This window comes from Exiguobacterium sp. s163, from assembly GCF_018617135.1.
GTDB classification, from domain to species: Bacteria; Bacillota; Bacilli; order Exiguobacteriales; family Exiguobacteriaceae; genus Exiguobacterium; species Exiguobacterium profundum.
Map to the genome: position 1 here is coordinate 235559 of NZ_JACSJN010000003.1, position 15572 is coordinate 251130.

Below are 15572 nucleotides of genomic sequence, written 5' to 3' on the forward strand. Positions count from 1 at the left end.
AGTATAAGCATCCTTTTCCAATTAGTCAAGTTTTTTTTACTAAAACACTCGACACCTCTCTTTCTTCAATATATCTAATTGTATTTAACATATAGTCAAAACATAATTGTACATACAAAAAAACGGACTCTCGCCCGTTTTCGTTATGAATTAATTTTTGTTGAATGATAATTCGGAGCTGTCTGCGTCCCATAGAAGGATATAGTCGAATGCTTTTGAAAGTTCGTTCATTTCAACAAAAAGTGTCGCTTCTTTGACATCAGGAGCGATGCCGATATCGACTTTCTTTCCTTTTGATGTGACAAACGTACTCTTCAGTTGATAGACCACACTTGCCTCACCTTTGCGGACAATGAATTTATCTTCTTGCTGTTCAACTGTTGCACCTAATGCTTCGGATACTTCTTTTAACGGAAGCAAGACACGATTGTCACGTACAATCGGTGAATTAGACATTTCCATCTTCTTCCCATCGATGCTTACCGTTTTGGCTTGTTTGCTTACGACTTGCTGTTCGAGAGATGTACTTAATCCGATTCGAGTTTTAAAGATTCGAATGTCGATGTTCGGGAATTCTTCAAACAATTTTTCGATTTCTCTTTCCGAATAGTTTTTCTTGATGTCTTTCACCACAATCGGTTTCTTGTCGATGACAATCAGGACTCTTCCGTTGTCTTCAACAACATACCCACCAGACTTGACTGCAATTTGATAAAGTACATCTTTATACTGTTCATAGTTTGCATTCATATTCTTATCTACTCGTAACCCTGTGTCGAAATAGTACGGATTTTCTGATTGCTTGTCGAGAGAATACTGAATGGTATATTCCGACTCTGCATTTTGGTCGTTCGTCAGGTAGTCAAGTTTAGTTTTATCAATTGACAAGAATGGGTTCTTTTCTGAAGCTTGGGAGTCATTACCTTTAATTGAAGTCGCTGAATATCCATACAGATAAGGGTGACTTTCACGACTTAATTTCTTTTTACCGGTTTGAACGACCTTTCCATTTACATAGGAATAACTCACCTCATACCAAGTGTCTCCGATTTGGACTTGTTCTGTTCCCCCGCCTGTCTGATTGAAGTCTGGAATAGAATTGCTCGCATTGGAGTTTGGTTTATTTCCGGGCGTTCCTGCACCAGGGGGTTTAACACTACCTTCCGATACAGGTTTTTGCTCATCTTTTACATAGTCATCATACATATCATCCAACGAATTGTCCCAATCTTCTGGTAGCTTGACCGTAGGGTCTTTGACTGTCATATAAAAATCGAGCTTACGATTAACAAGTTTAAGTTCGTCATCAATCGACTTATTCGTATTTGTGTCAATTAAATCTATCAAGTAGAATTTCATGACACTGTTAAGCGATTTTCTGACCTCTTCAACCCATTTGTTCGCCATTTTAGGGATTTCCTTGTCCTGATATGTCTTAGGCATAGCATATAATGTCATCTTTAAGCGTTCGTATAGCATATCTAATTCATTTCCTTCTTCATAAATCGAAACATCTTCGATTGAGAGTTTGTCTGTGATTTTGATAAATGCTTGATAAGCCGCAGTGACATCTTTCTCTGACCTTGTCTTTTCCGCCTTGATGACTAACGGAAGTACCGCCTCATATGCTTTTTTCGCATCTTGGTTGAACGGGAATCCTGATTCTGCATAGACGGCTGACGGTTGCATGACCGTTGTCCATCCGGATAGAGTCACAGCAGTAGCCAACCCTACCGCCATCCATTTTTTATTCTTCCCCATGTGTACTCCACACCCTTTCATATAAATCCTTTTATTTTCTTTATCCTATATTGTCTGGCGCACTCTCATAACCGATGATAGATGCAATCTTATAAAAAGAATGTCGGATACAAAAAAGCTCCTATTTCTAGGAGCTAACGAATTTAGGAGCGAGTAGGCGTTTCATGACATTTTCGAATATGATTTTCCTGCACCATGAACTGAACTTTCACTTCGCCACGAAATACGTTTAAAGACGGATAGCCAATCGTGTCAACCGTCATCGGTTCACCAAGTTTTTTAAACTCTTCAGCATAACGGAACATGATGATTGATACTTTATCTTTGCTCTCAAGTTTAAGATGATTACTTTCGCTTCCCATGTAGTGGGCTTTCTTGCCTTCGAAAGATTCTAGCTTGAGAACCGGTTTTGAAAAACCTTGTCCGAAAGGACGTAGTGTATCCAACTCATCCGTGTAATCGATGGTGAGGTCTTTTGTATTCACAATAGCATCAATCACCAGTTTCGGTTCCAAGTCTTCCTGTTTGAGTTGGGCGCTTGCTGTCTCGTTGATTCGTTCACGAAGCTCATCAATCTTGTTGATGTCAACGGACATCCCACATGCTCCGGCATGACCACCGAATTTGAGCAAAGCGTCTTTATTCGCATGCAAAGCATTGTTGATGTGGAACCCGTCAATTGAACGTCCGGAACCTTTCGCAATACCGTTATGCTCTGTCAGTACGATGGCGGGGCGATAGAACTTTTCTTTGATACGTCCTGCCACCAACCCGACAATACCCTCGTGAAACGAAGGGTTGTATAAGACATAAACGGTCTGCTCTCCCATTTTCTCAATCATTTGCATCGCAATTTCTTCTTGCTCAGCAGTGATTTCTTTTCGTTGAGCGTTTAGTGAAATCAGTTCATCCACCAATTTCTCCATTTCTTCCTCATCTTCAGAGAGGAACAGGTCTACAGCGAGGTCGATATCCCCAATCAATCGACTCGGGGCATTGACCATCGGGACAAACAAGAATCCGAATGTCTCTTCATTAATCGTGGATGCGCCGGTCTTCTCCACAAGTTTGGCGAAAGCAGGTCGTTTCCCTGACTTGACTCGTTTCAAAGCCTCTTTTACAAAGATGCGATTCTCGTCCATGAGTGGCATGACATCACCGATTGTTGCCATGCCGACGATATCGATGAGGTCTTCCACATAGTCCAATTCCAAATCCATTTCATAATATAACGCCATCATGAATTTATAGATGACCGTTGCGCCACAAATTCCTTTGAACGGATACTCATCCCCTGGTCGTTTTGGATTGATGATGGCTTCGGCATTCGGCATTTTTCCTGACGGGTCAGGGTCGTGGTGGTCGGTTACGACAACTCGAATCCCCTTCTTCACAGCATACTCGATTCCCTCGTATGCCACGATACCATTGTCTACCGTCACAATTAGGTCAACATCAGGATAGCGTTCCAATAGGTCATCCATCCCTGAAACATTTAACCCATATCCATGCTTGAAACGATTATTGATGAAGTAGTTCACATTCGCCCCTGCATGTCTCAATCCGAGCACTCCAATCGAGGTGGCAGATGCGCCATCTGCATCATAATCCCCATAGATGACAATGTTCAGCTCTCTATTGATAGCATCCTGTACAATCTCGACAGCCTTCTCCATATCCATCATCAGATACGGGGAATGAACTTTCATCGGGTCATTGTCAAAGAAATCTTCAATAGCAGTCACGGTGGTGAAACCACGGTTGTAAAGAATCTCGACGACGCTCTTCGACAGATGACGAAGTTCTTTTGAGGACTGCAAAGCTTTCAGCTCCTCGATTCGTTGAGGCGTCTCACTCGGTCGAACCCATAGCACGTTTTTCATATAAAACATCTCCTTTTTCAAATTAATGGTGTCAAAACTGAACGACACACCTGTATTGACTGATTGGTATATCTTATTCAGCCCGGCGTGTCGTTATGAGATTTATACGTAGAAATATATTGTGGTCGCTGTCAGAACAATGACGAGAATAGACACGAGGGCATCATGCTTCCCTGTTTTGAGATTCGCCACGTTAAATGATTTTCTGATAAAAGGATACAATAGCGGGATGCCGGACACGGTGCTCATATCAAGCAAGAGGTGACTAACGAATCCCACACTGATGCCAATTGCAAATTGAGCATACAAAAAAGCAACCATGCCGGTCATTGAAAATGTTGGGATAAGAATCAGAATGCTCACTAAAATCAGTGCGAGCAACGAATGTGTTGCGCCCCGATGCCCGAAAAGCTTGTTGATGACCCAAGCGATTGGGAAGAAGATGCGTCCTAGCCTGCTCTTTGGATGGTCAATGTCGGGCAATAGACCTCCGATATACCCTCCAATCATCATCGGTGCTACGGCGATGAGAGTGTTTCCGCTTTGGATGTCTTTTGAATATAGCGCTGTCGCAGTAATGATTCCTGCGCACGTACCTGCAATCTTATGGGCACGATGCTTCATTGGCGCCCCCTCCTTCCTAGATGTGCTATATAGACATGGTATGCGGATGTTCAAAATTATATTGACTAAATAATATTATAATTATTGACTATAGTCAAAAATTGATGCGTCTATCTTTTATGGACATAAAAAAGAGCCTATCAAGGCTCTCGTCATGCATGTCGAATCGTTTGAACCACTCGTTGGAAACGAGTTGGATATTTCTCACGTAAGCGTTTTTCGATAGTGTCTCTCGCCATCTTCTGAAAAATCTTCTCATCCCGACGACTCACTTGAGCTTCACGTGCTTTCTCAATTTCCTCATCCAGATGATTCTTCAATTCCTCATCCCAAATCCGCAAAAATTCTTCTTCACTTATAAGGGTCTCATTTTCAGTGTCCCAATGCTCGATGCCGGTCGCTTCTTCAATTTGTTTCACCACGGGTCCTTCTATCAATTGCAACTCTGCCAAATCCCAGAACAAGGCACGACCATCTTGTAAAACCATCGTTTCCCATGCCGAATCGTTAAGGGCGAAAATATCCTCCACAGATACTTGCAACACTTCTGCGAGTTTTAGCGCTACATCGATTCGAGGGTTCTGTTCCCCCTTCATGATGACATTCAGCGTTTGTCGGGAAAGACCAGTCTCTTTCACTAGCCTTGAAGCAGTCATTCTTTTATTTTTCATGATTTCTCGGAGCTTTAATCGTACAGGGGGCTCTTTTGATTCAATTCGGTATCCCATCTCATGTAAAAGTTCTAAACGTGATTCCATCATCTTTCCTGCCACCTCCATCTATGTGCAAATATAGTACTTTAGGTCTACTGTAAGACAGTTTGACGACGATTGTCAAATTTAATTGACAGAAAAAAGAGAAAGTGAGTCAATACACTTTCTCCCTCTCTATATATTTTTTCACTTCATCGATTAAACAGCAACCGTTGCTTTGATTAATCCATTTAACTTATCCATTGCATTGCGAAGGACAGTCTCTTCATTCCCTGAGGCATCGATTTCAACAAATGAATGTCCTGGATACAAGAATGGTAGTGCCCGATAGCCTTCTCGAACCGATTCATGATAGGTGAATGGCTTTTCATCAAAATGGTTAATTTCTCGATTTGAATTCGAATGGATTCGTTCGATTCCGAGCGCCGGTTCGATGTCGAGATATAGGGTCAAGTCAGGAAGAACACCTTGAATTGCCACTCTATTAATCTCAAACACCTCTGAGACGCCCATCCCCCCCACGATTCCTTGGTACACCAATGAGCTATGAATATAGCGGTCACAGATGACGATAGCCCCACGTTCAAGTGCAGGCAACACCTTCTTTAGTAGATGTTCTCGTCTTGCGGCGGCAAATAGCAACGCATTCGTCGTCGAATCAAGTTCTTTTCCCATAATGAGTCCACGAATTGCTTCCGCCTCTGGAACACCACCAGGCTCTCGTGTACACACCACTTCTACACCTAACTTTTCTAATTCTTCTTTCATCCGTTTAGAAAGGGTAGTCTTACCACTTCCTTCGCCACCCTCCAACGTGATGAACAATCCTTTTTGTTCGTTCATTTCTCAAATCATCTCCTTTTTATTTTAACGTTCGAACGGCACATAGTCCCATTCGTCGTACTTATATACTTTGTAGACGCCGATAATTTTCCCGTTTTGAATTCTAACACCGTTCAGACATCCGGAGCCTCCTGCCCCGCCATCGATGCCGAACAGATTTCCTTCCTTGTTCACCCAGATTGGTGTGTCGTGCAAAGGGAGATGGTATGCACTTGTGTGCCCAAATAGAATTCGCTTCCCGGTATCGTTCGGACGAAGATAGAAATCCTGACGAATCCATAAATACTCCTGTGGTAGCGTCGAAGATTTCCAATCTTTAGAATGTGATTTGACTCCTGCATGGACAAACAGATAGCCATCCATCTCGATAGTGAGCGGGAGTGCTCGTAAAAAATCAATCAGCTCAGGGTACATCATCAAGATGTCTTGTGCAATTTTTTCAGGAGTGTAGCGCAATGATACGTTGAATCCGATGTCGTTACCTCCATAAAATGATTGAACGGTCTCCCTTCCACCTTGACCAAAATACCAATCTGGCTCAGCCGAAGGGTCATCCAGAAAATCTAAAAACATCTGGTCATGATTACCTTTGACTGCAATCGCCCTTCCGCTTTCTACGAATTCTTTGACTAGCTTGATGACTTGAAGTGAATCATTCCCCCGGTCACAGTAATCACCAAGAAGTAGCATCACTTCATTCTCTTCAACTTGTTTTATCAAGGTCTCAAGCAAATCGAATCTTCCATGAATGTCTGACAGAACGATGACATCCTGTTTTTCAATCTCTAGATGGTGACCCATTGGCAGTCACTCCTTTCATTTTTTTATTGCTTATCCTATACAGATGCGGGAGTTAATACAAATCCATCATGAAGGATTGAACCGTTTTTAGGTTTATTCCCCTCTTCCCTGCATAAGATAAATCAGAAAAGGAGGGGATGAATTATGAGAACGAGAAAACTATTAATGGGGATGCTATCTTTTGCATCCGCCTTCATGTTGAGCTCCACATTCGCCAGTGCTAGTGGTGGGCAGATGGGGATACCGAAAGACCTTTGGGGAGCACTTACGAATTTCTATCAAGAATATACGATTTTTGTTTATGGTGTCGTAGCGTTTGGTGTGCTTTCTGGTATCCTTGCTTTCATTATCCTATTTATGCAGTTGGGTGCGACTGGCTCTAACCCTCATGCACGAACGTTCATTATGTTCGAGTTATGTATGGTTGGGTTCTGTACAGCGATGTTAGGTGGCTTTCCGATTGTCATGGAAATCTATTTCAACATGTTTCTATAATCAAAAAAAGACCTCATTGAGGTCTTTTTTATTGCTCTTTGAAGTCGGCGATAGCTGTCTGAGCAAGCATGGGCTTATCTTTTGCCGTCCCTGGTTCAGGTTTGATAAATCGCAAGAAGGTACCCTTTTCACCGAATGGGTTTTGAATACGGTCTGAAGTCGTAAGGACAAATCGTTCGACTTCGGTACCGTTCGTCACGACAACACCTGAGTCAAGCGCTGTATAGTCATCTTCTGCCAATACGATTAAAATCGGCGGTTGTTCGACATCTACATAGAATTTTCGCCAAGCATTCGTCGTGAAGAGAGGTTCCATCTTTTGAATCCTATCTTTAAACTGAATAAAGGCTTCTCCGCTACGGACGACCTCCCCTACGACATATTTCTTCTCAAACCCGAACTTGTATGAGAACTCGAAAGCCGGAACAATGTTGTTTCCTCCTGCTCGCATAGTCGGGTTTTTCTTAAAATGCTCGACACGGTCTGGGATGGAGTCCATCAGTTGCAGGTAAAAATCAGTAATCATGAGGTCTCGTGCCACATTTTCAGACCCCTTGATATTCACATGTGAGAACCAGTCGCTAGTGTCTTCATTTGTGAAGTGAGAAACGATATATTTGCCACCAAAGTCTAAGCAATAAATCATCAAGGCATCCGGTTCTAGGCGTTCCGTTTCAACCTGCCCCAACGAGAACACGTTGATAAGTCGGTATTGAACAAGCTTCTCCAAGCGGTTCTTGATGCTCTGATAGTTGTCCTCTGCATTGAAGAACTTTTGAATCTGCAATGCTGTTGCAAAAGTATGCTTGAACAAGAAATGTACAATCTTGATGTCTCGCTCAGTGAGTGTGCCATCGACTTTCATCTTGATGACGGAATTCTTAGAAACACTTGTCACGGCGAACGGATATCGAAACGTTTGTCGGTAATCATTCGGAATCTTTGAAATGTTTCCTTCATCTTTTTGTTTTACATAATTGAAACTCATCTATAATCCCCTCCTTGTTTGAAAAGAGGCAAGGGACAAGTTGTCCCTCACCACCTCGTTCCGATTCGCCTTACAAGATTTCTTCTTCTTGTTCTTCAGGAAGAACACGAAGGATTTTACCACGGACTTTACCTTCTTCGTTCGCCACCTTCGTGATACGGAATTGAACTTTCATACCCATATCAATTTCCACATCTTCCGGAGTCGGGCAAAGTGCATCAAGGTTAGGTGCGATGCAAACGAATACACCGAACGGCTTGATGTTACGAATCGTACCGACAACGACCTGGTCACGTTCGAACATGTCTAGGCTCACAACCGTATCAGACTTGTACTTCTGTGCCGCCTCTGCAAAGAGGTTTCCGTTTTGATTGACACGAAGCAACTTGATTTCGACTTCGTCTCCCTTTTGCATCACTTCAGAGATAGTCGTATAGTCTTCAGAGAAGTGTTTGTTTTGGAGCAAGAATGAGATGCCATCGACTTGTACGTATGCACCGAACTTAGTGAAAGTCTTGATTCGAGCAATCACCGTTTCGCCTGTAGCCATGCGTTCAAGTAACTTCGCTCGCTGTTCTTCAAGTAGCATCTTACGTGAGCAAATGACTAGCCCGTCTTCACGAATTTCTTTGACAACAACACGAATTTTCTTCCCAACGTATTTGACCAATGAGTTCTTAACTGGGCGAATGTCGAATTCTTCACGTGGAACATATGCGACCACTCCGTCGAAATCGAGCATCAATACATCTGTGTCAAGCTCTGCATCATTCTTTGTCATGCGAATCGTCGATACGAGCGGACGACCTTCCTCCATAAATTTCTCGAACTTTTCTAGTACTTCTGTATTTTTTTCCATTTTAAATTCCCCCTTTAAGGTTTTACTTTTTAAATAATCTTTTGACGGAACCGAAAAGCTTGCCCCCATCTAAGGATGGCTCATTCTCTACTCGCTTGGCACTTGCCCCCCCATTAATCACCTGAGGTCTTGGTGGTGCGAGTGTCACGAACTGACCATTCTTGGATACAAACCCCTCATCCGCTTTTGTCCATTTGGATTTCTTATCATAGGCGTCTTCATCCTGAAATATTTCGCTTATTGGTTCTAGGGTGGTTCTATGTGGTTCTATCACGGGTTGGATGTCGATTGGGGTGACTGGTGACGTCATTTCTGTATCCATATCTACGCTAATCGAGACGGAAGGTTGTTCGACATCCTGCTGAGCAACCTCGACATTCGATTCATCCTCCTCCGCTTCTGGAGTGATGAGAAAGGTCTGTTCCTCTGTATACATCATTGTCTCGTTTTTTAATGATGTCGTTTCTTTATGAACGACATTTAAAGGGGCAGTATCCTCTTCGTCGTCCAGAATAAGAATTGTTGGTTCGTTACGAGTATTCTTTGTTGGCTTTGGTGCAGGTGGTGTCGCAAATGGGTCGAAATCGTCACCATCATCAACAATGAATAGAGTATCGCTAGAAGCTTTCGGCTCCACGGATTGATTCGTATCAACTTCATGTTTCACATGAAATGAGTCTTCTGGTTCCACGTGAAACAAAACGGATTTCAGATGTTCCACATGAAACGAATCAGGCGTTTCAATGGTTTCCTCTTCTTCTACGTCGAGCAGAATGAAGTTGCTATCCGTCTCAGATTCAAAATTTAATTCACTCGACATTCCTTCCGCATCAAGAGCGTCCATAGATTCCTTGATTTTTGCCCACAGGACAGGATTCCGAACGGGTTTGTCTATGACTGCAAAAGCGCCATGCTTCAAAGGACTTCTTTCTGAGTATCGGTGGTGAAGTGAGATGACCTTCAGTCTCGGATGTTTCGTCAAAATGGACACTATGTGTTCATTGTGGTCTTTTTCTGAGAAGGTACTGGACAACAGAAGAATCGACGGCTCGTAATCCAGATACTTCTCCAAGTCTGACGCATTGTGGGCAATGTATAAGTTGTCTGTTCTGTCATGAGTTGGACTGTCATTGATTGCACGCTTCAATAAGGATGTGATGGTTTCACGTTCCTCGGCTAATAAAATGGCATACTTTTTCATATCGCTACCTCCTTTTTTTCTGGCTCCCCAAATAGGAGAGACGCTTCATCTAGCGTTATTCTAATCATCTGAATAATCTTTAATACCTGCATACGTCCGAAGCATGGTTTGAAGAAGTTGCACTCACGCAACTTTCCCGAAACATAAACCGATAGACTGCATTGAAAAACCAGCCTGTTGACTACAATCCGTTTGGAAGAATTTTTTTCATAGATAGACACGGGTAAATTTGATTTTGACTATAGTCAAAAATTATAATTGATTTATCGTTAATGAGGAGTGGATGCAGATGAATGAGATGATTGGAAAGGCGAAACGCGCCGGACAGGACAATTCTTTTATGGTTCGATTCGAAATCAAAAAAGTTATGTATATGAACGCTAGTTCCAAATATGCCATTGTCAAAGCAAAACTCATGTCGAGCAACAAGACCGGTGAACCTTTACCAAAAGAAATGACAGTACAAGGGAAAATGGTTTCTCCATTCGTGGGTGACGTTTATGAAGGAGAGGGGATGATTTCAGTCCACCCTACGTTCGGTCGCTTCATCGAATTGACAGAAGTGCCTACTTCAACACTTCCACAAGTCGAATCTCAAGTGATTGATTTTATCAAACGAAAAATCAAAGGTGTTGGGAAGAAAAAGGCTGAGCGCATTGTCAAAACGCTAGGTGTCGATGCGATTTCAAAAATCTCTGAAGACCATAAGGTGTTGTTGGAATGTGGATTTACGGAACTGACGGCATTGAGCATCCATGAGAAACTTTCGGGACATCGTGAGTTCGAATTGTTGGTAGAGTTCCTTCAAAACCTTGCGTTAGAGTCGAATATCGCAAGCCCGATTTACAATCAGTTAAAGAGAGAGTGTGTGAAAAAGATTAAGAGCAATCCATACATTATCTGCCCAATCAACACATTGAACTTCATGGATGCAGAAAAAGTGGCATATGCTCTCGGATTATCCCCAGAGAATCGCAATCGATATCGAGAAGCGCTATTATATTACATTTCTTATCGTATGGAACGCTATGGAGACATCTGTGTGCCAAAAGATGACATGATTGAAGATTTTATGTCAGGGGCATTCCTTTCTAAAGTGAGTCCTTATAATGATGGAAACCGAGTAGAAAAGGTTGAGGTCGAAGCGCTACTGCAAGAACTAGTTAATGAACGATTCTTGATTACGGAGGATTCTGTTGAGAACGGGAAGTCTTATGTCTATGACCCGGGCTATTATCACATCGAGGAGAACATCATAAAGAAACTCATCGAAATCAAGGAAGGTTTTATCAACCCTTTTGCTGAACGTAAACAAATCGATGACTTCTTGACTGAATACGAATCAAAATTCCTTACATTAGCTACGAGACAGCGTGAAGCAGTCTATATGGCGCTAGAGAATCGATTCTCGATTCTAACAGGGGGTCCAGGCACCGGAAAAACACAAACCACGAATACGATTGTGAAATGTATCGAAGCGATTAATCCATCAGCTAGAATTCGGCTATTGGCTCCAACAGGGAAAGCATCTAAACGAATGACGGAACTTTCAGGTAAAAAAGCTGAAACGATTCACCGTAGTCTCGGGATGAAAGGGTTTGGTCATGCCGAAGAACTCACTCCTATCACAGAGGACTTTGCAATCATCGATGAAAGTTCAATGATAGATGCCTATTTGTTCTCAAAACTTCTTCAGAACATCTCTCATAAAACCCGACTCATTTTTGTAGGGGATGTAAACCAACTACCCTCCGTCGGTCCGGGATTAGTGCTACGTGACCTGATTGAGAGTAAAAAAATCCCTTGTGTTGAATTGAACGAGATTTTTAGACAGGCGGCACAATCACAAATCGTGACGAATGCCCATGCCATCATAAAAGGTCTCACGACAAAGGATGCGGACGGCATGACGTTTGATTCGAAAAGGGGCGATTCTTACTTTATTCAGCGCTCAGATACTCGACAAATCCAACGTGACGTTATCGAGTCTATGCATCGCTTTATGAAGAAAGGGTTTAAGATGCAAGACATTCTCATTCTTTCAGCTATGAGAGGTGGGGATTTAGGTGTGGAAGAATTGAACCGTTTGATTCAATATGAGTTCAATCCGCCGACAGAATATATCGACATCGTGAAGCCTGACGGGATGATTCTACGGGTGGGTGACCGTGTCATGCAAATGGAAAACAATTACGACCTAGATGTTTTCAATGGTGATATCGGTACGATTTTGAGCATCTTTGTGCGCAGGTCTTCAGGAAAGGAAGAGACTGTCATCGAAGTCGAATTTCCAGATAAAGAAGAATCGGTTGAATATGTAGACAAGACGATTGAACAATTGGAATTAGCATATGCCATTACGATTCACAAATCACAAGGGAGCGAAGCCCCAATCGTCATCATTCCCGTACATCCGACACAAGAAAAGATGTTGGATAAAAATTTGGTGTATACCGCTTATACACGAGCGAAGCAGGTAGCCATCATGTTCGGAGATGAGGAGTTGTTAAATCGAAGTGTCAAGCGAATCAATACGAATGACAGGCACTCATTGATTCGAGAAAAGATTGTAGCAAACCTATAGAAAAGACTGTTCTACGGTCTTTTTTGTTTTATAGTCAAAATTTATTTGTGATAATAAAGCATTATGGATACAATTAAAATGACACAAATAAATAAAATAGGGGAGTGAACACTCTGAAGAGCTAATAGCGTGACATTATATAGCGAGATATGGAGTAACGTGATAATTCGTATCAGTAAAATGCCTGTTTTTACTTATTTTCTGATTGAATCAGTTATTTGTATCACAATGTGGCGAGAATTGAGTTTCTTAAATAATTATGAATGATTCTAGTCAGATTGACGGAACATTTATGATTCGTGAGAACATGCATAGGATAAGCACATCTTTGGGATAACCCCAATAGTCATAATCAAAAGGAGTTGTTGTAATGAGTCGTAAAAAAGCAATCTTGATTGCAGAGAAGCCGAGTCAAATGCTACAGATTCAGGAGGTCTATAATGCAAACCGAACAAAAATCCCATATGATGTGGAATTCACAACTTTCGCAGGTCATGTGATGGGGTTGGTCGAACCGTCTGCTTACAATCCTGAATGGGAGAAATGGGATAAGGCGCATCTTCCGATGATGCCAGAACAGTTCATCTATCGCCCGACCCGTGACAAGGTCAAAATGTATAAGGATGTCAAAACACTCGTGAAGAATGGGGGACATGATTTTGTCATCGTCGCAACCGACCCGGGACGTGAAGGAGAACTTATCGCTTGGGCGTTCTTAGAAGAGGTGAGCGTGAAGATTCCCGTTCGACGTCTCTGGTTCAAAGATATGACTGAAGGCAAATTGTTAGAAGCTCTTCAGAATCTTCGTAAGTATGATGCACTTTTGAACGGATTGAAAGAAGCAAGCTTCAATCGTGCTCAGATGGACTGGCTCATTGGCATGAATTTTTCCAGAGCATATGGACTGACGACAGGGAAAAACGCACCATTGGGGCGGGTCATGACACCGACACTGAAGATTGTTGTTGACCGAGAGTTAGAGCTCCGTAACTTTGTGCCGAAACCATTCTGGGAGATTGAAGCGGATTTCGGGAAATACAAAGGCATCTATTTTGATACCGAAGGGAATTCTCAATTCCTGAACAAATCAAAGGCTGAGACGTTAATCCCTCAATTCGGTTCTACAGGTAAAATCATTGAAGTTACAAAAAAGAAAGAAATGAAATATGCTCCAGAACTGCATAGTCTTCCGAATTTACAGAACGAATGTAACCGCCTGTTTGGATACACGATGTCGGAAACGCTCGCTGTGGCACAATCATTGTACGAGAAGAAACTTTTGTCATACCCACGAACAGATTCTGCTTTCTTGACCGAGGCGCTTGCAAAAGAATTCTCGAAAATGTTGAAACCGCTCACGATGCTTCCTGGTCTGGAATCTGAAGCGAAAGATGTCATGTCGGATTCGACGTTGTTGGCGAAGGTCGGCAAAAATAAAAAATATGTGAATGACGCAAAAGTTACAGACCACTATGCAATCACTCCAACTGGTGTGGTTCCTGACTTAGGGAAACTAACGAAAGAGGAAGTGAATGTGTATATGACGGTCGCCCGTCGTTTCTTAGCTATTTTCTTGCCTCCGATGGAGACGCAAAAGACGAGTATTGTCACAGAGGCGAATGGACACAAGTTCAAGACGAACGGTAGCCTTCTTCAAGACCTCGGATTTATGCGCTTGTATCCTATGAATTCAAAGGACACGCTCTTACCGAATGTTAAGAAAGGGGAGGAATTTGACCTGGTCAACTCTCGTCTCATTGAGAAGAAGACAAGTCCGCCTCCTCGTTACAATGACGCTACCTTGAACGCCATTATGGAGAATGTTTCACGACTCATTGAAGATGATGAGATGAAAGAGGTCATCAAAGAAGCCAATGGCATCGGCACACCGGCAACTCGTGGCGGCATCGTTGACAAGCTCGTTGAGAAGAAAATGATTGAGCGGAAGAAAAAATCGTTTTATGCAACCGATTATGGAATCAGTATAATCGAAGGTATCGGGGACATGGACATCGCTTCGCCAATGTTGACCGCTCATTGGGAAAACAAGTTGAGCGAGATGGAGAAAGGAAACTATAGCCCTTCCGATTTTGATAAAGAAATGCGGGCTTATATTTCCGATATGGTGAATAAGTTAAAATCATTGAAGGTAAGCCTTTCTAGTGACAAGCCCTCATTAGGAGAATGTCCAAAGTGCGGGTCGAAAGTTGTCGATGGAAAAGACTATTATTTATGTGAGAAATATAAGAACCCATGTGACTTCATTGTGGGTCATATCGTTTGGGGAGCTAAAGTCTCAAAAACAGAGCTCAAAAAGATTTTGAGCGGAAAAGAGACGAAAGTGATGGAATTCGACAATAAGAAGAAGCAATGGAAAGCAACACTACTGTATGATAAGAAGAAGGGTGCGTTGAGTTTCGGCAATGGCTCGAAAGGCACGCAGAAATCCCCGAGCGGGAGCAAGGCGACGTCCTTAGGGACATGCCCGAAATGTAAGGGTAAGGTCTTGGAACGTGACAAGTTTTATTCATGTGAAAACAATCCTGGTTCATGCGGCACAATCATCTGGAAAGAGATGAGTGGAGCGACCATTACCAAAGAGGATGTCAAACTCCTGTTGAAAGGACAGCCGACAGAGGTGAAATCGTTTACGTGGCGGTCTGGAAAAACAGGTAACGCATCGTTGAGGTTGGGTGACAAAATCGAATACATTTTCAATTAAAAAGAGGGACTCTAGTCCCTCTTTTGTTCGTTGTCCTTATAAAAAAGGAATTTTTGAAATACCATAAGGAAGTGAAATTCTGAAGGTAGTCTGTCGAT

Annotated in this window: 12 protein-coding genes; 3 read left to right on the forward strand and 9 right to left on the reverse strand. The window is 42.4% G+C overall.

Going from position 1 to position 15572, the window contains the following annotated elements; genetic code table 11:
• Positions 1–150: 150 nt before the first annotated feature.
• The 6 genes from KNO71_RS10065 to KNO71_RS10090 all read right to left on the reverse strand — a co-directional run bounded on the left by KNO71_RS10065 (position 151) and on the right by KNO71_RS10090 (position 6625).
• The gene (locus tag KNO71_RS10065) at positions 151–1761 is read right to left on the reverse strand and encodes a stalk domain-containing protein (RefSeq protein WP_214688437.1); all 1611 of its coding nucleotides are present in this window, start codon (positions 1759–1761) and stop codon (positions 151–153) included.
• 143 nt (positions 1762–1904) lie between these two features.
• Positions 1905–3644, reverse strand: a complete 1740-nt coding sequence (gene recJ, locus KNO71_RS10070) for a single-stranded-DNA-specific exonuclease RecJ (RefSeq protein ID WP_251030834.1) — start codon at positions 3642–3644, stop codon at positions 1905–1907.
• Positions 3645–3746: 102 nt separating this feature from the next.
• The gene (locus KNO71_RS10075) at positions 3747–4268 is read right to left on the reverse strand and encodes a metal-dependent hydrolase (RefSeq protein ID WP_214688439.1); all 522 of its coding nucleotides are present in this window, start codon (positions 4266–4268) and stop codon (positions 3747–3749) included.
• 152 nt (positions 4269–4420) lie between these two features.
• Positions 4421–5029, reverse strand: a complete 609-nt coding sequence (locus KNO71_RS10080; RefSeq protein WP_214688440.1) for a helix-turn-helix transcriptional regulator — start codon at positions 5027–5029, stop codon at positions 4421–4423.
• 150 nt (positions 5030–5179) lie between these two features.
• The gene (gene tmk, locus KNO71_RS10085) at positions 5180–5824 is read right to left on the reverse strand and encodes a dTMP kinase (protein WP_214688441.1); all 645 of its coding nucleotides are present in this window, start codon (positions 5822–5824) and stop codon (positions 5180–5182) included.
• Positions 5825–5848: 24 nt separating this feature from the next.
• Entirely contained in the window at positions 5849–6625 is a 777-nt protein-coding gene (locus KNO71_RS10090; RefSeq protein WP_214688443.1) for a metallophosphoesterase, read from the reverse strand.
• Between the two features lie 144 nt (positions 6626–6769).
• Here KNO71_RS10090 and KNO71_RS10095 point away from each other — a divergent pair, with 144 nt between their 5' ends.
• On the forward strand, positions 6770–7120 hold the full coding sequence (locus KNO71_RS10095) for a hypothetical protein (RefSeq protein ID WP_214688445.1): 351 nt from the start codon (positions 6770–6772) through the stop codon (positions 7118–7120).
• A 28-nt stretch (positions 7121–7148) separates the two neighbouring features.
• Here the strand turns inward: KNO71_RS10095 and KNO71_RS10100 are convergent, their stop codons facing one another.
• From KNO71_RS10100 to KNO71_RS10110, 3 genes are all read right to left on the reverse strand, one after another.
• Positions 7149–8108, reverse strand: a complete 960-nt coding sequence (locus KNO71_RS10100; RefSeq protein WP_214688447.1) for a hypothetical protein — start codon at positions 8106–8108, stop codon at positions 7149–7151.
• 70 nt (positions 8109–8178) lie between these two features.
• Entirely contained in the window at positions 8179–8967 is a 789-nt protein-coding gene (locus KNO71_RS10105) for a S1 RNA-binding domain-containing protein (RefSeq protein WP_214688449.1), read from the reverse strand.
• A gap of 22 nt (positions 8968–8989) precedes the next feature.
• Positions 8990–10168 (reverse strand): hypothetical protein, encoded by a 1179-nt coding sequence (locus KNO71_RS10110; RefSeq protein WP_214688451.1) that lies wholly within the window; start codon positions 10166–10168, stop codon positions 8990–8992.
• A 289-nt stretch (positions 10169–10457) separates the two neighbouring features.
• Between KNO71_RS10110 and recD2 the strand changes: the two genes are divergently transcribed.
• On the forward strand, positions 10458–12752 hold the full coding sequence (recD2, locus tag KNO71_RS10115; RefSeq protein WP_214688453.1) for an SF1B family DNA helicase RecD2: 2295 nt from the start codon (positions 10458–10460) through the stop codon (positions 12750–12752).
• Positions 12753–13122: 370 nt separating this feature from the next.
• A complete protein-coding gene (locus KNO71_RS10120; RefSeq protein ID WP_214688455.1) occupies positions 13123–15474 on the forward strand; it encodes a type IA DNA topoisomerase in 2352 nt (783 codons plus the stop codon).
• The last annotated feature ends 98 nt before the right edge of the window (positions 15475–15572 follow it).

What these genes read in the sequence shown, in the direction of transcription:
- KNO71_RS10065 (WP_214688437.1), bottom strand. Translation starts at nt 1,761, where the DNA reads ATGGGGAAGAATAAAAAATGGATGGCGGTAGGGTTGGCTACTGCTGTG.
- KNO71_RS10105 (WP_214688449.1), bottom strand. Translation starts at nt 8,967, where the DNA reads ATGGAAAAAAATACAGAAGTACTAGAAAAGTTCGAGAAATTTATGGAG.
- KNO71_RS10080 (WP_214688440.1), bottom strand. Translation starts at nt 5,029, where the DNA reads ATGATGGAATCACGTTTAGAACTTTTACATGAGATGGGATACCGAATT.
- KNO71_RS10090 (WP_214688443.1), bottom strand. Translation starts at nt 6,625, where the DNA reads ATGGGTCACCATCTAGAGATTGAAAAACAGGATGTCATCGTTCTGTCA.
- KNO71_RS10075 (WP_214688439.1), bottom strand. Translation starts at nt 4,268, where the DNA reads ATGAAGCATCGTGCCCATAAGATTGCAGGTACGTGCGCAGGAATCATT.
- KNO71_RS10110 (WP_214688451.1), bottom strand. Translation starts at nt 10,168, where the DNA reads ATGAAAAAGTATGCCATTTTATTAGCCGAGGAACGTGAAACCATCACA.
- KNO71_RS10120 (WP_214688455.1), top strand. Translation starts at nt 13,123, where the DNA reads ATGAGTCGTAAAAAAGCAATCTTGATTGCAGAGAAGCCGAGTCAAATG.
- recD2 (WP_214688453.1), top strand. Translation starts at nt 10,458, where the DNA reads ATGAATGAGATGATTGGAAAGGCGAAACGCGCCGGACAGGACAATTCT.
- KNO71_RS10100 (WP_214688447.1), bottom strand. Translation starts at nt 8,108, where the DNA reads ATGAGTTTCAATTATGTAAAACAAAAAGATGAAGGAAACATTTCAAAG.
- tmk (WP_214688441.1), bottom strand. Translation starts at nt 5,824, where the DNA reads ATGAACGAACAAAAAGGATTGTTCATCACGTTGGAGGGTGGCGAAGGA.
- KNO71_RS10095 (WP_214688445.1), top strand. Translation starts at nt 6,770, where the DNA reads ATGAGAACGAGAAAACTATTAATGGGGATGCTATCTTTTGCATCCGCC.
- recJ (WP_251030834.1), bottom strand. Translation starts at nt 3,644, where the DNA reads ATGAAAAACGTGCTATGGGTTCGACCGAGTGAGACGCCTCAACGAATC.